The sequence below is a fragment of the Streptococcus suis genome (assembly GCF_002964575.1).
Classification (GTDB): Bacteria; Bacillota; Bacilli; order Lactobacillales; family Streptococcaceae; genus Streptococcus; species Streptococcus suis_R.
This window is the reverse complement of sequence record NZ_POQQ01000060.1, coordinates 47012-59783: the sequence shown is the minus strand read 5'-3', so window position 1 is coordinate 59783 and position 12772 is coordinate 47012. Positions and strand designations below refer to the sequence as shown.

At 44.4% G+C, this 12772-nt stretch carries 14 protein-coding genes; 10 read left to right on the top strand and 4 right to left on the bottom strand.

Features of this window, described 5'->3' with window-relative positions; all coding sequences use genetic code 11:
• The first annotated feature begins 76 nt into the window (after window positions 1-76).
• From C1E58_RS08905 to tsf, 4 genes are all read left to right on the top strand, one after another.
• Window positions 77-1198, top strand: a complete 1122-nt coding sequence (locus tag C1E58_RS08905; RefSeq protein ID WP_153055831.1) for a DUF6287 domain-containing protein — start codon at window positions 77-79, stop codon at window positions 1196-1198.
• A gap of 19 nt (window positions 1199-1217) precedes the next feature.
• The gene (locus tag C1E58_RS08900) at window positions 1218-2210 is read left to right on the top strand and encodes a DUF4767 domain-containing protein (protein WP_105210097.1); all 993 of its coding nucleotides are present in this window, start codon (window positions 1218-1220) and stop codon (window positions 2208-2210) included.
• Window positions 2211-2395: 185 nt separating this feature from the next.
• The gene (gene rpsB / locus C1E58_RS08895) at window positions 2396-3172 is read left to right on the top strand and encodes a 30S ribosomal protein S2 (RefSeq protein ID WP_012775356.1); all 777 of its coding nucleotides are present in this window, start codon (window positions 2396-2398) and stop codon (window positions 3170-3172) included.
• Between the two features lie 139 nt (window positions 3173-3311).
• Complete coding sequence (gene tsf / locus C1E58_RS08890) at window positions 3312-4352, top strand: translation elongation factor Ts (RefSeq protein ID WP_105210096.1); 1041 nt, start codon at window positions 3312-3314, stop codon at window positions 4350-4352.
• A 517-nt stretch (window positions 4353-4869) separates the two neighbouring features.
• Here tsf and C1E58_RS08885 read toward each other — a convergent pair.
• Both C1E58_RS08885 and traF read right to left on the bottom strand, forming a co-directional pair.
• Complete coding sequence (locus C1E58_RS08885) at window positions 4870-5571, bottom strand: GNAT family acetyltransferase (protein WP_105210095.1); 702 nt, start codon at window positions 5569-5571, stop codon at window positions 4870-4872.
• The gene (gene traF, locus C1E58_RS08880) at window positions 5571-5909 is read right to left on the bottom strand and encodes a conjugal transfer protein TraF (RefSeq protein WP_105210094.1); all 339 of its coding nucleotides are present in this window, start codon (window positions 5907-5909) and stop codon (window positions 5571-5573) included. Before traF ends, C1E58_RS08885 begins: the two co-directional genes overlap by 1 nt.
• Window positions 5910-6052: 143 nt before the next feature.
• Between traF and C1E58_RS08875 the strand changes: the two genes are divergently transcribed.
• The 6 genes from C1E58_RS08875 (at window position 6053) to C1E58_RS08850 (ending at window position 10626) form a co-directional block, all read left to right on the top strand.
• Window positions 6053-6511, top strand: coding sequence for a CtsR family transcriptional regulator (locus C1E58_RS08875; RefSeq protein WP_105210093.1), 459 nt, complete (start codon window positions 6053-6055; stop codon window positions 6509-6511).
• 4 nt (window positions 6512-6515) lie between these two features.
• On the top strand, window positions 6516-8966 hold the full coding sequence (locus tag C1E58_RS08870) for an ATP-dependent Clp protease ATP-binding subunit (protein WP_105210092.1): 2451 nt from the start codon (window positions 6516-6518) through the stop codon (window positions 8964-8966).
• A 95-nt stretch (window positions 8967-9061) separates the two neighbouring features.
• Window positions 9062-9553: an adenylyltransferase/cytidyltransferase family protein gene (locus tag C1E58_RS08865; RefSeq protein ID WP_105114341.1), complete on the top strand. Its 492-nt coding sequence runs from the start codon at window positions 9062-9064 to the stop codon at window positions 9551-9553.
• Window positions 9554-9751: 198 nt separating this feature from the next.
• Window positions 9752-10135, top strand: a complete 384-nt coding sequence (locus C1E58_RS08860) for a hypothetical protein (protein WP_105114342.1) — start codon at window positions 9752-9754, stop codon at window positions 10133-10135.
• An 18-nt stretch (window positions 10136-10153) separates the two neighbouring features.
• Window positions 10154-10387, top strand: coding sequence for a hypothetical protein (locus C1E58_RS08855; RefSeq protein WP_105109046.1), 234 nt, complete (start codon window positions 10154-10156; stop codon window positions 10385-10387).
• Window positions 10384-10626 carry a hypothetical protein gene (locus C1E58_RS08850; RefSeq protein WP_105114343.1) on the top strand — a complete coding sequence of 81 codons (243 nt, stop codon included), beginning with the start codon at window positions 10384-10386 and terminating at the stop codon, window positions 10624-10626. The genes C1E58_RS08855 and C1E58_RS08850 overlap by 4 nt, the downstream gene beginning before the upstream one ends.
• A gap of 99 nt (window positions 10627-10725) precedes the next feature.
• Here the strand turns inward: C1E58_RS08850 and dusB are convergent, their stop codons facing one another.
• Both dusB and hslO read right to left on the bottom strand, forming a co-directional pair.
• Complete coding sequence (dusB, locus tag C1E58_RS08845; RefSeq protein ID WP_105210091.1) at window positions 10726-11730, bottom strand: tRNA dihydrouridine synthase DusB; 1005 nt, start codon at window positions 11728-11730, stop codon at window positions 10726-10728.
• Window positions 11723-12589 carry an Hsp33 family molecular chaperone HslO gene (gene hslO, locus C1E58_RS08840; RefSeq protein WP_024397774.1) on the bottom strand — a complete coding sequence of 289 codons (867 nt, stop codon included), beginning with the start codon at window positions 12587-12589 and terminating at the stop codon, window positions 11723-11725. The genes dusB and hslO overlap by 8 nt, the downstream gene beginning before the upstream one ends.
• Window positions 12590-12772 lie beyond the last annotated feature (183 nt).

Here is a 12772-nt window from a genome sequence, read left to right as displayed (position 1 = left end):
GGTCGGAGCAACTGTCGGTATGTTCAAGAATAGCCATACCTTTCGTTCCCAATCTATTTTTTATTTGGAGGTAATTATGAAAAAATATCTAGCTCTAGCACTGGTTTGTGTAGCGACATTAGCAGCTTGTAGCAAGTCAAATGTCCAGACGAAACAATCCTCAACCTCGTCATCCACTCAGCAAAGTTCAACTAGTTCGAGCCAAGTCAAGAAGGATGATAAGGAACTGTATCAGTCCGTCTTTTCGGATTACCAGACAATCATTGACTTTGCGAATAGTGCGGACAAAGAAAATGTAGAAAAAATGATGGCTGTCCTACAAGGTTTACAGCTTCCGATGAATTCTTGGGTCATGGAGAGTGCAATCTATTCTCCGACTAGTCTTGCTTATGCCTTTTATGATCTCAACAAGGATGGTCAAAATGAACTATTTATCGGATCTGAAAATACAGATGGGTCAGTATTTGTGACGGGATTTTATGGTATCATTGATGGCCAGGTTTCTTTGTTGGCGGAAGGTTTTGTGGCTGGACATGGTGGTGCAAGGAGCGCAGTGGCTTTGTTCAATGATGGGGAATTTATTAGCTACAGCTGGAGCTCGGGAACAGGCGATGCTATCGGTATGCTGAAGGTTTTGGATGCAAATGGGCAAGTCACGCAAGTATCTGAAAAAGAGTTTCATATCCAGGACAAGCTCGCTACGGTTTTTGGGAAAAAAGAAGAGGCGCTTTTGGACCCACGTCAGTTTGACTGGGAAGATTTTGAGTTTGACATGGTTGAAACGGAAACCAGCAGTTCAGATCAAACAGATAGTGTCCAGTCCATGAATTTGGAACAAATCCTAGCTGGGAACTTTTCTAGTTTGGAAGGAGAATGGGTCAATGCACGTGGTAATCGGATTGAGATTGATAGTCAAGGAAATGTGGCTGTAAATGGCGAGGGCAATACCGTCTTTGTTGATGTACAAAATGCCAAGTTTGAAGGTGAAGTTCTTTTAGCAGGAATTACCAATCCAAATGCTATGGCTTCACCTACCATACCAACTTTGCTGATTCCAAAAGGGGTACAGAATACTTATGGATTTTTAGAAGGGCATAGTGACCAGACGGACACCAGCAAGGATAGGATTTTTACTACCCAGAGTGTCGCAACGACAGAAAGTTTTAGCCAAGGTGTCTTTTATCGAGTAGATGATTAGTTAAAATGGGAGAGATAAAATGAAAAAGAATAGACTTATTTCATGCTTACTTTTGGGAGCCAGCGTCTGCTTGCTGGCGGCCTGTGGCAGTCAGAAGCAAGAAACAACCTCGACATCTGTATCGACGTCATCCTCTAGCTCGTCAAGCACTAGTTCCACTACATCAACCACAACTACCTCTACCTCTACATCAAGTAGTTCAAGTAGTCAGGTCAGTCCCTGGGATGCTGGTAAGGCAGAGGCATTGAGAAGTTTTGTGATTGACCAATGGGGGCCATCATTCTCGCCTCCCCAATACTATGTATCTTATGGGCCAAGTCGTCAAGGTAACTTTTTTGGTGTGACCTTGCCCTCAGGTATTCTCAGTGGCCCGGAGCAACAAATGACGCCAGATTTTCTAGGAGAAACTCCTGATCTAGTTTGGAGTGAAACTGGACAAGTGGCAGCAGGAAAAACAGCAGTAGTTGGGATTTATTCGGATATTGAAAATACAAAATTCCCAAGTGCCCACCTCTATCTCTTTACCATTAAGGATGGTCAGGTGATTGCTTGGATTACCGAGCAAAATCAGGGTAATCCAGAGAAGCGTTTGTATTTCCGACCGACTAAAAACCAGGAATTACAAGCCTTCTTTGAAAACTTGGTTCTCGGTGAAAGTTCAGCAGTGGCAACTGAAACTAGCTCGGCAACTGTTCCTAATACGTCTGTAGACACCAAGAATTTGACCGTCGAGCAGGCAGCTAATTGGGCCAAGGCACATGCTGCGACAAGATATGGCACACCATTTACTAAAGATGATTTTCTAGCACAGGTGGTTACAAATGTTCAGTCATCTGATGGCTTGGTCTATATTGAGGTAAGAGAAGACCACAGCAGTCCAAATATGAAAGGGACAGATCCCAATGTTGCTCCATCAGCTGGTTTTTATAGAATAAATGCCAGTGGACAGTTAGAAAGAATGGATGTTGTGGCAGGGTCTTATTCTGTTGTTGCAGAAACATACTTTGAATAGAAAAAGTGCCGATTTTTGACGAATTTCTCTACTATTTTGCTTGAAAATAGACAGGTATTCTGATATACTAATAGAGTTGCTGTGCAACAAATACTCATCTCGGACCAATTGTGGTCTTGTTGCCGAAAGGTTGGGCTGCAAGTCGAAGTTCGGGAGAGGAGAAAAAACAAAAAGGAGAAATACTCATGGCAGTAATTTCAATGAAACAACTTCTTGAGGCTGGTGTACACTTCGGTCACCAAACTCGTCGCTGGAATCCTAAGATGGCTAAGTACATCTTCACAGAGCGTAACGGTATCCACGTTATCGACTTGCAACAAACTGTAAAATTGGCTGATCAAGCTTACGAATTCATTCGTGACGCTGCAGCAAACGACGCAGTTATCTTATTCGTAGGTACTAAAAAACAAGCTGCTGAAGCTGTTAAAGACGAAGCTATCCGCGCTGGTCAATACTTCATCAACCACCGTTGGTTGGGTGGAACTCTTACAAACTGGGGTACAATCCAAAAACGTATCGCTCGTTTGAAAGAAATCAACCGCATGGAAGAAGATGGAACTTTCGAAGTACTTCCTAAGAAAGAAGTAGCATTGTTGAACAAACAACGTGCTCGTCTTGAAAAATTCTTGGGCGGTATCGCTGACATGCCACGCATTCCAGATGTAATGTTCGTTGTTGACCCACATAAAGAGCAAATCGCTGTTAAAGAAGCTAAGAAATTGGGTATCCCAGTTGTAGCCATGGTTGACACAAACACAGATCCAGATGATATCGATGTTATCATCCCAGCAAACGACGACGCTATCCGCGCTGTTAAATTGATCACAGCTAAAATGGCTGACGCTATCATCGAAGGTAACCAAGGTGAAGACAGCGTAGCAGCAGTTGAAGCTGAATTGGCAGCTGAGCCAGCATCTACAGAATCAATCGAAGAATTGGTTGAAGTTGTAGAAGGAAAATAAGTAACGAAGACGAATTAAAATCAATACGGTTTTAGCTCGCGTACAATTCTACATATTATTTAACAACAAAAAAACAACCCTAGAGGGGCAGGGCTGAGCCCGCTCCTCTATTTTATAAATACAAACAAGGAGAATAGACATGGCAGAAATTACAGCAGCTCTCGTTAAAGAATTGCGTGAAAAATCAGGTGCTGGCGTTATGGACGCGAAAAAAGCATTGGTTGAAACTGAAGGTGATATCGAAAAAGCGATTGAATTGCTTCGCGAAAAAGGTATGGCTAAGGCAGCTAAGAAAGCTGACCGTGTAGCAGCTGAAGGTTTGACAGGTGTTTATGTTGATGGTAACGTAGCAGCAGTTGTTGAAGTTAACGCTGAAACTGACTTTGTTGCGAAAAACGCTCAATTCGTTGAATTGGTAAACACTACTGCTAAAGTAATTGCAGAAGGTAAACCAGCTGACAACGAAGCAGCTCTTAAATTGGCTATGCCTTCAGGTGAAACTCTTGAAGAAGCATACGTAAACGCAACTGCAACAATCGGTGAGAAAATCTCATTCCGTCGCTTTGCTTTGGTTGAAAAAACAGATGCTCAAGCATTTGGTGCATACCAACACAACGGTGGCCGTATCGGTGTTATCTCAGTTATCGACGGTGGTGACGAAACTCTTGCTAAACAAATCTCAATGCACATCGCTGCGATGAAACCAACTGTTCTTTCTTACACTGAGTTGGATGAGCAATTCGTTAAAGATGAGTTGGCACAAATCAACCACAAAATCGAACAAGACAACGAAAGCCGTGCAATGGTTGACAAACCAGCATTGCCACTCTTGCAATACGGTTCAAAAGCTCAATTGACTGCTGAAGTAATCGCAGCAGCTGAAGAAGCAATCAAGGCTGAATTGGCAGCTGAAGGCAAGCCAGAAAAAATCTGGGACAAGATCATCCCAGGTAAAATGGACCGCTTCATGCTTGACAACACTCAAGTTGACCAAGCATACACACTTCTTGCTCAAGTTTACATCATGGACGACAGCAAAACAGTTGAAGCTTACTTGAACTCAGTAAACGCTTCAGTTGTAGAATTTGCTCGTTTCGAAGTGGGTGAAGGTATCGAGAAAGCTTCAAACGACTTTGAAGCAGAAGTTGCAGCTACTATGGCAGCAGCTCTTGGTAAATAATCATTTATAGAAGAACTTCCGAAGGGGAGTTCTTTTCATATTGAGAGCTGTACTTCACGAATGTGATTTACTTTACAAGCTGTACGGCTCTTTTTGAGGCGAACTTGGTTCGCACTATCTCCAGCCTTCAAAGGTTCCCCAAACCTTTGAAGCGAGTACTAAAAGCAAACTGAAAAACTACTCGACAATTCAAGAACTTCCGAAAGGGAGTTCTTTTCATATTGAGAGCTGTACTTCACGAATGTGACTTACTTTACAAGCTGTACGGCTCTTTCGAGGCGAACTTGGTTCGCACTATCTCCAGTCTTCAAAGGATTCCCAAACCTTTGAAGCGACTACTAAAAGCAAATTGAAAGCTTACTCGACAATTCAAGAACTTCCGAAAGGGAGTTCTTTTTTGGTAAAATCGGTCTTAGGGCGGATGTTTGAACAGGTTGAGTGAGTTATACTAATATCAATCCTAAATATTTTTCATAATCTCCTTAAAAAGCACCGGCCTTGTGGTCGGTGCTTTTTGCTATCTGTCTAAAATGTAGGTGTCCCAGCTGGGCTTGTCTAAAAATTGGAATTGGTTAGCTAAACGCATGGCAATGGTATCGCAGTCATCAGCCTCAAAGCTAATTTGTTCATACTGTTCAAATAGTTGGCAAATAACTGTTTGGATGAAGGAACCAAAGCTTTGTTCATCTTTTCCGCATACGTAGGCAATTTCATTGTTTTCTACGAAGGCACAATTTGCTGAGTCTGTATAAACCAGATCAGGTAAGCCCTTTTCAAATTCTTCTTGACTGGCAGTCCAAGGATTGATGTCTTGGTGGACTGTTTGATAGTGGTCAAAAATTTGCTGACAGGCTATTTGATAAGGTGCGGTGCCTTTGCGGACTATGTTTAGGTTGGTAGTGCCTGTCTGACTGAGAAAGTCTTGCTTGGTCACTTCAAACTCGTAACATTTTCGTTTGCAGACAAAGCCAGCTGCGGTGAGGAAATGGATTCTTTCCTGCTCTGCAGAAGAGAGCATAACTTGAAGAGTTTTTCCGCCTAAGTAAGTTTGTAAGGACTGGAAGAGCTGCTCTGCTATGGTCCAATCGTAATCAACCAAATCTAGTCGCAGATAGATATTGACTTGGTGGTAGGGGTTGCTGTAGGTATGGATGCTGCCGATTGGTCTTCCGTGATGAGAGATGCGGAAGGTGTTGGCTTGGTAGGAAATGTCTAGCATTAGCCTTGAATAAACGCCGCAATCTCTTCTTCGGTCATGCTGGAGTCGCAGCGGACTTGGACACCAGTAGATTTAGCGACGAGGAGGCCTGGAACCGTAGGAACTTGGTAGTGGTCACGGAGGGCCTGAAGTCCAGGGCTGACTTGGCTGGAGTCAAGGAAGTGGACGGTCACTTGCTTGTCTTGGGCTACCTTGTGGAGTTTTGGTGCGAAGCGGTTGCAGTAAGGGCAGGTGGCACGGCCGATGAAGAGGATGCCTCCCTCTTTTGCTGAAAGCAAAGTTTGGGCCTGCTCCACGTCAATTGTAATAAAATCTTGAATATATGTTTTGAAATCCATTATTTACTCCTTTTTCTTCCTATTATAAAGAATTTTAGGATTGATTTCAAAAATCTACTACGGTCGACTCTGTTGCTTTTACTTTAAAAAAATCTATTTTTACGGTATAATGGTCAAAGAATGTCAAAGAAAGAGGCGATACTATGGCGATGAAAAATACATCGGATTATATCGAGGAACATATCAAAGCCATCTTGGACCAGGTCAATGTGGCAGAGTTGCGTCGCAGTGAATTGGCCAGTCGGTTTGAAGTGGTTCCCAGCCAGATAAACTATGTCATCAAAACTCGTTTTACAGCCAGTCGTGGTTATATTGTGGAAAGCAAACGAGGTGGCGGTGGCTACATCCGCATTGGACGGATTACCTTTTCGGATAAGCACGAACTGGTCCATGATTTGTTAAAGAATATGGGAGAGCAACTGTCTGCAACAGTCTATGCAGATATTTTACAGTTGCTGTTTGATGAGAACTTGATGACAGAACGGGAGGGTAATCTCTTTTTGGCAACGGGTTCGGATGAGGTCTTGGGCAGGGATGCAGATAGTATTCGCGCTCGGATGATGCGCCAGGTCTTACGGCGTTTAGATAGGAAAGAGGATTAAATTCATGAAAATTTCAACTGGTTTACAAAGGGTATTTGAAGATGCCCAGTTGGTCGCCCAGCGTTATGCCTGTGAGTATTTGGAAACCTGGCATATTCTCCTGTCCTTTGTCATCAATCACGATACGGTTGCAGGAGCTGTCTTGGCAGAATATCCTGTTTCGATTTCGGATTATGAACATGCGACCTTTGTCGTGACAGAGAAGGTCTATCGTGAAGACTTGGAGAGCTTCCGTATCCTGCCATCTTCGAAACGTTTGGATGAAACGGCAAGCTTGGCTAAAAAGATTGCGGAAGTGGTCAAGGCCAAGGAGCTGGGAACGGAACATCTTTTCCTAGCCATGCTCTTGAACAGACGGTCGACAGCCAGTCTGATTTTAGACAAGGTCGGTTTTCACTTTGAAGACTCTGATGATAAGATTCGTTTTGTGGACTTGCGTAAGAGTTTGGAAAGCCGTGCTGGTTTCACCAAAGAAGATATGAAGGCTGTTCGTGGCTTGATGAAAGTGGGTAAGGCCAAGCCTGCCAATGTTGGACAGATGATGGGCATGCCTCCAGGTCCGCAAACAGGTGGATTGGAGGACTATACCCGTGATTTGACCGCTTTAGCCCGCGAAGGCAAGATGGAGCCAGTCATTGGCCGTGATGCTGAGATTTCACGGATGATTCAAATCCTTTCCCGCAAGACAAAAAACAATCCAGTTTTGGTGGGCGATGCGGGTGTCGGTAAAACAGCCCTTGCTTTAGGTCTTGCCCAGCGTGTTGCTGCTGGTGATGTACCTGCTAGTCTGGCTCAGATGCGTGTCTTGGAGCTAGACCTGATGAATGTCATTGCAGGGACCCGTTTCCGTGGTGACTTTGAAGAGCGGATGAACAATATCATCAACGATATTGAAGAGGACGGTCAGGTCATTCTTTTCATTGACGAGCTGCATACCATTATGGGTTCAGGGTCAGGGATTGATTCGACTCTGGATGCGGCCAATATTCTCAAACCTGCTCTGGCTCGTGGTACCCTACGTACAGTTGGTGCGACGACTCAAACGGAGTATCAGAAGCATATTGAGAAGGATGCGGCCTTGGTTCGCCGTTTCGCCAAGGTGACGATTGAAGAGCCGACAGTTGAGGACAGTATTGCCATTTTGACAGGCCTTAAAGGGACTTTTGAGAAATACCATAGGGTCCGTATTGGAGATACTGCTGTTGAAACTGCTGTCATCTACGCTAAGCGATATTTGACCAGCAAAAATCTGCCAGATTCTGCCATTGACCTGCTAGATGAAGCCAGTGCGACAGTACAAAATCGGGTGAAAGGTCAGGCAGAAGAAACAGGTCTGACCAGCATTGATAAAGCGCTGATGGCTCGAAAATACAAGACCGCCAGCAAGCTCTTACTTGAGGCAAAAGAAGCTACGAAGACAAGTCAACACTATGACTTAGAAGTGACGGAAGAGGATGTTTTAGAAACCCTCAGTCGCTTGTCAGGTATTCCTGTAGCCAAGCTCAGCCAGTCAGATACCAAGAAGTATTTGAACCTGGAAGCAGAATTGCACAAGCGTGTCATCGGGCAAGAAGAAGCCATTTCTGCAGTCAGCAGGGCTATCCGCCGTAATCAGTCAGGTATTCGGACGGGTCGCAGACCAATTGGTTCCTTTATGTTCTTAGGGCCAACTGGTGTCGGTAAGACAGAGCTAGCCAAGGCCTTGGCAGAAGTCCTCTTTGATGACGAATCAGCCCTTATCCGTTTTGACATGTCTGAATACATGGAGAAATTCGCTGCCAGCCGTTTAAACGGTGCCCCTCCAGGCTACGTGGGCTATGAAGAGGGTGGTGAATTGACAGAAAAAGTTCGGAACAAACCTTATTCTGTTCTTCTTTTTGACGAGGTTGAAAAAGCCCATCCAGATATTTTCAATGTGCTCTTGCAGGTTTTGGATGATGGTGTCTTGACGGACAGTAAGGGACGAAAGGTTGATTTCTCCAATACCATTATCATCATGACGTCAAACCTTGGAGCAACAGCCCTTCGGGATGATAAGACAGTTGGTTTTGGTGCCCTTGATTTGTCTAAGGACCATAAGGAAGTGGAGAAACGCATTTTTGAGGAATTGAAAAAAGCCTATCGTCCAGAATTTATCAACCGTATTGACGAGAAAGTTGTCTTCCATAGCTTGACAGAGTCCCATATGCAGGATGTTGTCAAGGTCATGGTTAAACCGTTGTTGGTTGTAACAGCTGAGAAAGGCATTACCCTTAAACTGCAACCGTCCGCCCTCAAGTTATTGGCTAAACAAGGTTACGACTCAGAAATGGGGGCTCGTCCTCTTCGTAGACTCATACAAACCAAATTGGAAGATCCATTGGCAGAAATGTTACTCCGTGGTGACTTGGCTACTGGTTCGACCTTGAAGGTTGGGGTAAAGGGCGAAGAACTCAAATTTGATGTGGTCAAATAGGAGGAAAAATGGTAGAACTAAGACCGCTTTTAGAAGCAGATTGTGAGGACTTTATCTGCCGCAATAAAATGGTTTTCGGGTGTGAAAGGTAAGGTATGAAACAAACCGTAGCAGTCGTTTTTGGAACCTTTGCTCCCATGCACAAGGGGCATTTGGATTTGATTGAACGAGCAAAGTTGGCTTGTGGTCAGGTTTGTGTGGTGGTTTCAGGATATGACAAGGATCGTGGGGATAGGATAGGTTTAGACCTGGCCAAACGTTTTCAATTTGCTCAAGAGCAGTTTAAGAAAGATGATTTGGTGAGAGTTTATGCGCTTGATGAAACCGACTTGCCAGCCTATCCAGATGGCTGGGATCTTTGGTTAGACCGCTTGCTTGCTTTGTTGGACCTGTCTGAAAATCAAGTGCCAGTCTTCTATGTGTCCGAGGAAGAATACGCTCAGGAACTGCATAGGCGAGGCTATCAAGCCCATTATAGTCCTAGAAAATTTGGTATTTCAGCCACCCTCATTCGTGAACATCCTCAACAATACCATGATTACATTGCCCCTGCCTTTCTGGCCTTTTTTGGAAAGGAAAGCATGTAAAACAGTATAGAAAAAACGCATAAAACCAGGTCATAACCTTGGTTTTATGCGTTTTTTATTACTGATTTTTACGAAAGCTCCATGTATTTTAACGAACGTTCGGAGATGCCTTGTATATGTACAAGAAAATACAATTTTTTTTGACTATTGTAATTTTATTTGTTACTATATACTCATCAAAAAAAGGAGGTGGTTCTTATGAAAAAGAATCTTTTGGAAAAAACTATCACTTGTTTTATTTGCTTGTTTACTGTATTGATTACAGTTATGTCATCAATGTCATCTGTTCAGGCTGCTAGTCGGATTGAAACACCTATCGAAACTAGGTCTATTCATAACTCAAACCTTGAAGGTGGTGGTAGATTATCTCATATAAATCTATCAGGATTTTCAAATAGATTTGGAACAGCAGCATCTGGTAGAGCTGGTACATATTTCGGACCAAGAGGAACTTATGTTGTGAGAGATTGGTCAGTCAATTCCGGAAATGGACCTCATGGAGGGAGCTATTGGAAACTATTCAACAGAAACGGTAAACCATTAGGTACATACGACAAGTATGGAAACTATCTACGACCATAGTTCAATTAGGAGGATTTAATGAAATCATTTCAACTAAATCATTTTGAAATTAAGATTTCTGAAAAACTACACCCAGTTTATGATGGAAATGATGAGATATTAGTTATCTTTCCAGACCATACTGCAATCTGCTGTCAGGTAAAACTTTCTAAAGAGGGTAGACTTTTGGTAGATACATTTTGGGGTGTGGAGCATGAAATCTCAGGTAACTCGGTAACTATTTATTCTATGGAAGAGGAGGGAGTTGAGTGAAACAGTATTCATTTAGACAGTATACTATCCATGTTCATCCAAATTTAAATGTGTTCATCGGAAATGATGAAACAGAACTGGTTCTCTATAGCAAAGAACCAGATTGTACACTTTTAGCCTTGCTAAGATGGTTACCAGATAAAAATTCTATTCGTATTATCAACCGTTGGAAATTAACCTACGAATACGACGATAAGAATAGTATCTACATTCATTACGACCCCGATTATCGTTACTAAACATGTAGTAATCTATACGAAAAAACGCATAAAATCAGGTCATAACCTTGGTTTTATGCGTTTTTTCATTGTTAGCGAGTTTATACCTGCTAGATTGTCTTATTTGGCAATCCGTTCTTGATAAGCTTCTCGTGCCTGGTCAAAGAGTTCTTGGACCTGCTCAATGGTTTCTGCCTTGGCAACGGCGCCACGAATTTTGGCAGCACCTGCTGAGCCACGGAGATAGTGGGGAGCAAGGCCACGGAATTCGCGGACGGCAACTGACTCGCCCTTGAGATTGGTCAGTCGGGTCAGGTGGTCGAAGGCGACATTGAGTTTGTCATCGAAGGAGAGGTCGGGCAGGACTTCTCCAGTTTCAAGATAGTGGTTGATTTGGTTGAAGATGTAAGGATTGCCCATAGCAGTCCGTCCGACCATGACGGCATCAGCTCCGACTTCCTCGATTCGCTGGCGGGCATCTTCGACAGTGCGGATGTCGCCGTTTGCGATGAAAGGAATCTTGGTCAGGCTGCTGGCTACCTTGGTGAGGGTTTCCAGGTCAACGGTTCCTGTGTACATCTGCTCGCGGGTCCGTCCGTGCATGGCTAGGGCAGACACGCCGGCACTTTCTGCGGCCAGGGCATTTTCGACCGCTAGGTCGGTATTGTTCCAACCCGTCCGCATTTTAACAGTCAAGGGAATATCGAGGACTGAGGTCACTTCCTTGATGATGTGGTAAATCTTGTCGGGGTCCTTGAGCCACTTGGCACCGGCCTCATTCTTGATGACCTTGTTGACAGGGCAACCCATGTTGATATCCACGATGTTGGCCTTGGTGTTCTTCTGGATGAAGTCGGCAGCCCGTTTCAGTCCTTCGGCATCGCCACCAAAAAGCTGGATGGACATGGGGTATTCGTTGTCGTCGATATGGAGCATGTGGAGGGTCTTCTCGTTGTTGTAGAGAAGGCCTTTTTCAGAAATCATTTCCATAACGACCAGGCCTGCGCCCATTTCTTTGGCAATGGTGCGGAAGGCCGAGTTGGTCACGCCAGCCATAGGGGCTAGCACGCAGCGATTGGGGACTTCCACATCACCAATCATAAAAGGAGTGTTGAGATTAGCCATTGATGAGTTCCTCCAAATCGTTTTCGTCAAAGTGGTAATGGGTCTGGCAGAATTGACAGGTGATGTCCACGCCCTTGTCCTCGTCTTTCATCTCTTGCAGGTCGGTTTTTGGCAAACTAGCTAGAGCATCGAGGAAGCGGTCCTTAGAGCAGTCGCAGACAAAGCCGATTTCTTCTTCTGACAGTCGTTTGAAGTCGTCGTCGCCATAAATGGCGGATAGCAGAGCTTCTATGTGGTTTTCAGAAGCCAGCAAGCTGGAGATGGCAGGCATTTCTTGGATACGTTTTTCGAAACGGGCAATCTCAGCCTCAGTCGCACCTGGCAGAACTTGCAGCAAGAATCCGCCAGCCACCTTGACCTTGTCTTCCTCGTCCAGCAATACATTGAGCCCCACCGCAGAAGGCGTCTGCTGGCTGTCTGTTAGGAAGTAGGCAAAGTCTTCACCGATTTCACCAGAAATCAAAGGCGTCATGGAGTTGTAAGGATGACCTGTTCCGTAGTCTGTGATGACTAGGAATTGTCCGTTCCCCACAAGAGGTCCAACGATGACTTCGCCAGTCGCTGTCCGTTTGTAATCCAAGTCTGGATTTTGAATGTAGCCCTTGACCTGACCTTTGGTATTGGCAACGGAGATGATAGCCCCAACAGCACCGCTGGCCAAGATTTTCAGGGTGATCTTGGTGTCGCCTTTTTCATTGGCAGCTAAAATTTGATTGGCAATGAGAGTGCGGCCCAGTGCAACGGTGGACGACGCCATAGTATCGTGTTTTTCTTGGGCTGTTTTCACGGTTTCTGTGCTGTCCAGCACAAAGGCACGAAAATGCCCGCTTTTTGATAGAGTCTTAATAATTTTATCCATAAGGATTATTATAGCACAAGTGGAGAAAATGGGAGTGGGAAAGAACTCGACCAGTCTAAAAAGAGTTCGTCTTCCCACCCCCGCACAGTTGATTAGGTCAGATTTGGAGTGTAAAACACGAACAAATCTGCCAATCAACCACTGCGCTGAGATGTTGACACGAACTCTGAGAAGAGGTGCTGG

Excerpts from the sequence above, each read along its gene's own strand:
- C1E58_RS08905 (WP_153055831.1), top strand. The coding sequence starts at position 77 with ATGAAAAAATATCTAGCTCTAGCACTGGTTTGTGTAGCGACATTAGCA.
- C1E58_RS08900 (WP_105210097.1), top strand. The coding sequence starts at position 1,218 with ATGAAAAAGAATAGACTTATTTCATGCTTACTTTTGGGAGCCAGCGTC.
- rpsB (WP_012775356.1), top strand. The coding sequence starts at position 2,396 with ATGGCAGTAATTTCAATGAAACAACTTCTTGAGGCTGGTGTACACTTC.
- tsf (WP_105210096.1), top strand. The coding sequence starts at position 3,312 with ATGGCAGAAATTACAGCAGCTCTCGTTAAAGAATTGCGTGAAAAATCA.
- C1E58_RS08885 (WP_105210095.1), bottom strand. The coding sequence starts at position 5,571 with ATGCTAGACATTTCCTACCAAGCCAACACCTTCCGCATCTCTCATCAC.
- traF (WP_105210094.1), bottom strand. The coding sequence starts at position 5,909 with ATGGATTTCAAAACATATATTCAAGATTTTATTACAATTGACGTGGAG.
- C1E58_RS08875 (WP_105210093.1), top strand. The coding sequence starts at position 6,053 with ATGGCGATGAAAAATACATCGGATTATATCGAGGAACATATCAAAGCC.
- C1E58_RS08870 (WP_105210092.1), top strand. The coding sequence starts at position 6,516 with ATGAAAATTTCAACTGGTTTACAAAGGGTATTTGAAGATGCCCAGTTG.
- C1E58_RS08865 (WP_105114341.1), top strand. The coding sequence starts at position 9,062 with ATGAAACAAACCGTAGCAGTCGTTTTTGGAACCTTTGCTCCCATGCAC.
- C1E58_RS08860 (WP_105114342.1), top strand. The coding sequence starts at position 9,752 with ATGAAAAAGAATCTTTTGGAAAAAACTATCACTTGTTTTATTTGCTTG.
- C1E58_RS08855 (WP_105109046.1), top strand. The coding sequence starts at position 10,154 with ATGAAATCATTTCAACTAAATCATTTTGAAATTAAGATTTCTGAAAAA.
- dusB (WP_105210091.1), bottom strand. The coding sequence starts at position 11,730 with ATGGCTAATCTCAACACTCCTTTTATGATTGGTGATGTGGAAGTCCCC.
- hslO (WP_024397774.1), bottom strand. The coding sequence starts at position 12,589 with ATGGATAAAATTATTAAGACTCTATCAAAAAGCGGGCATTTTCGTGCC.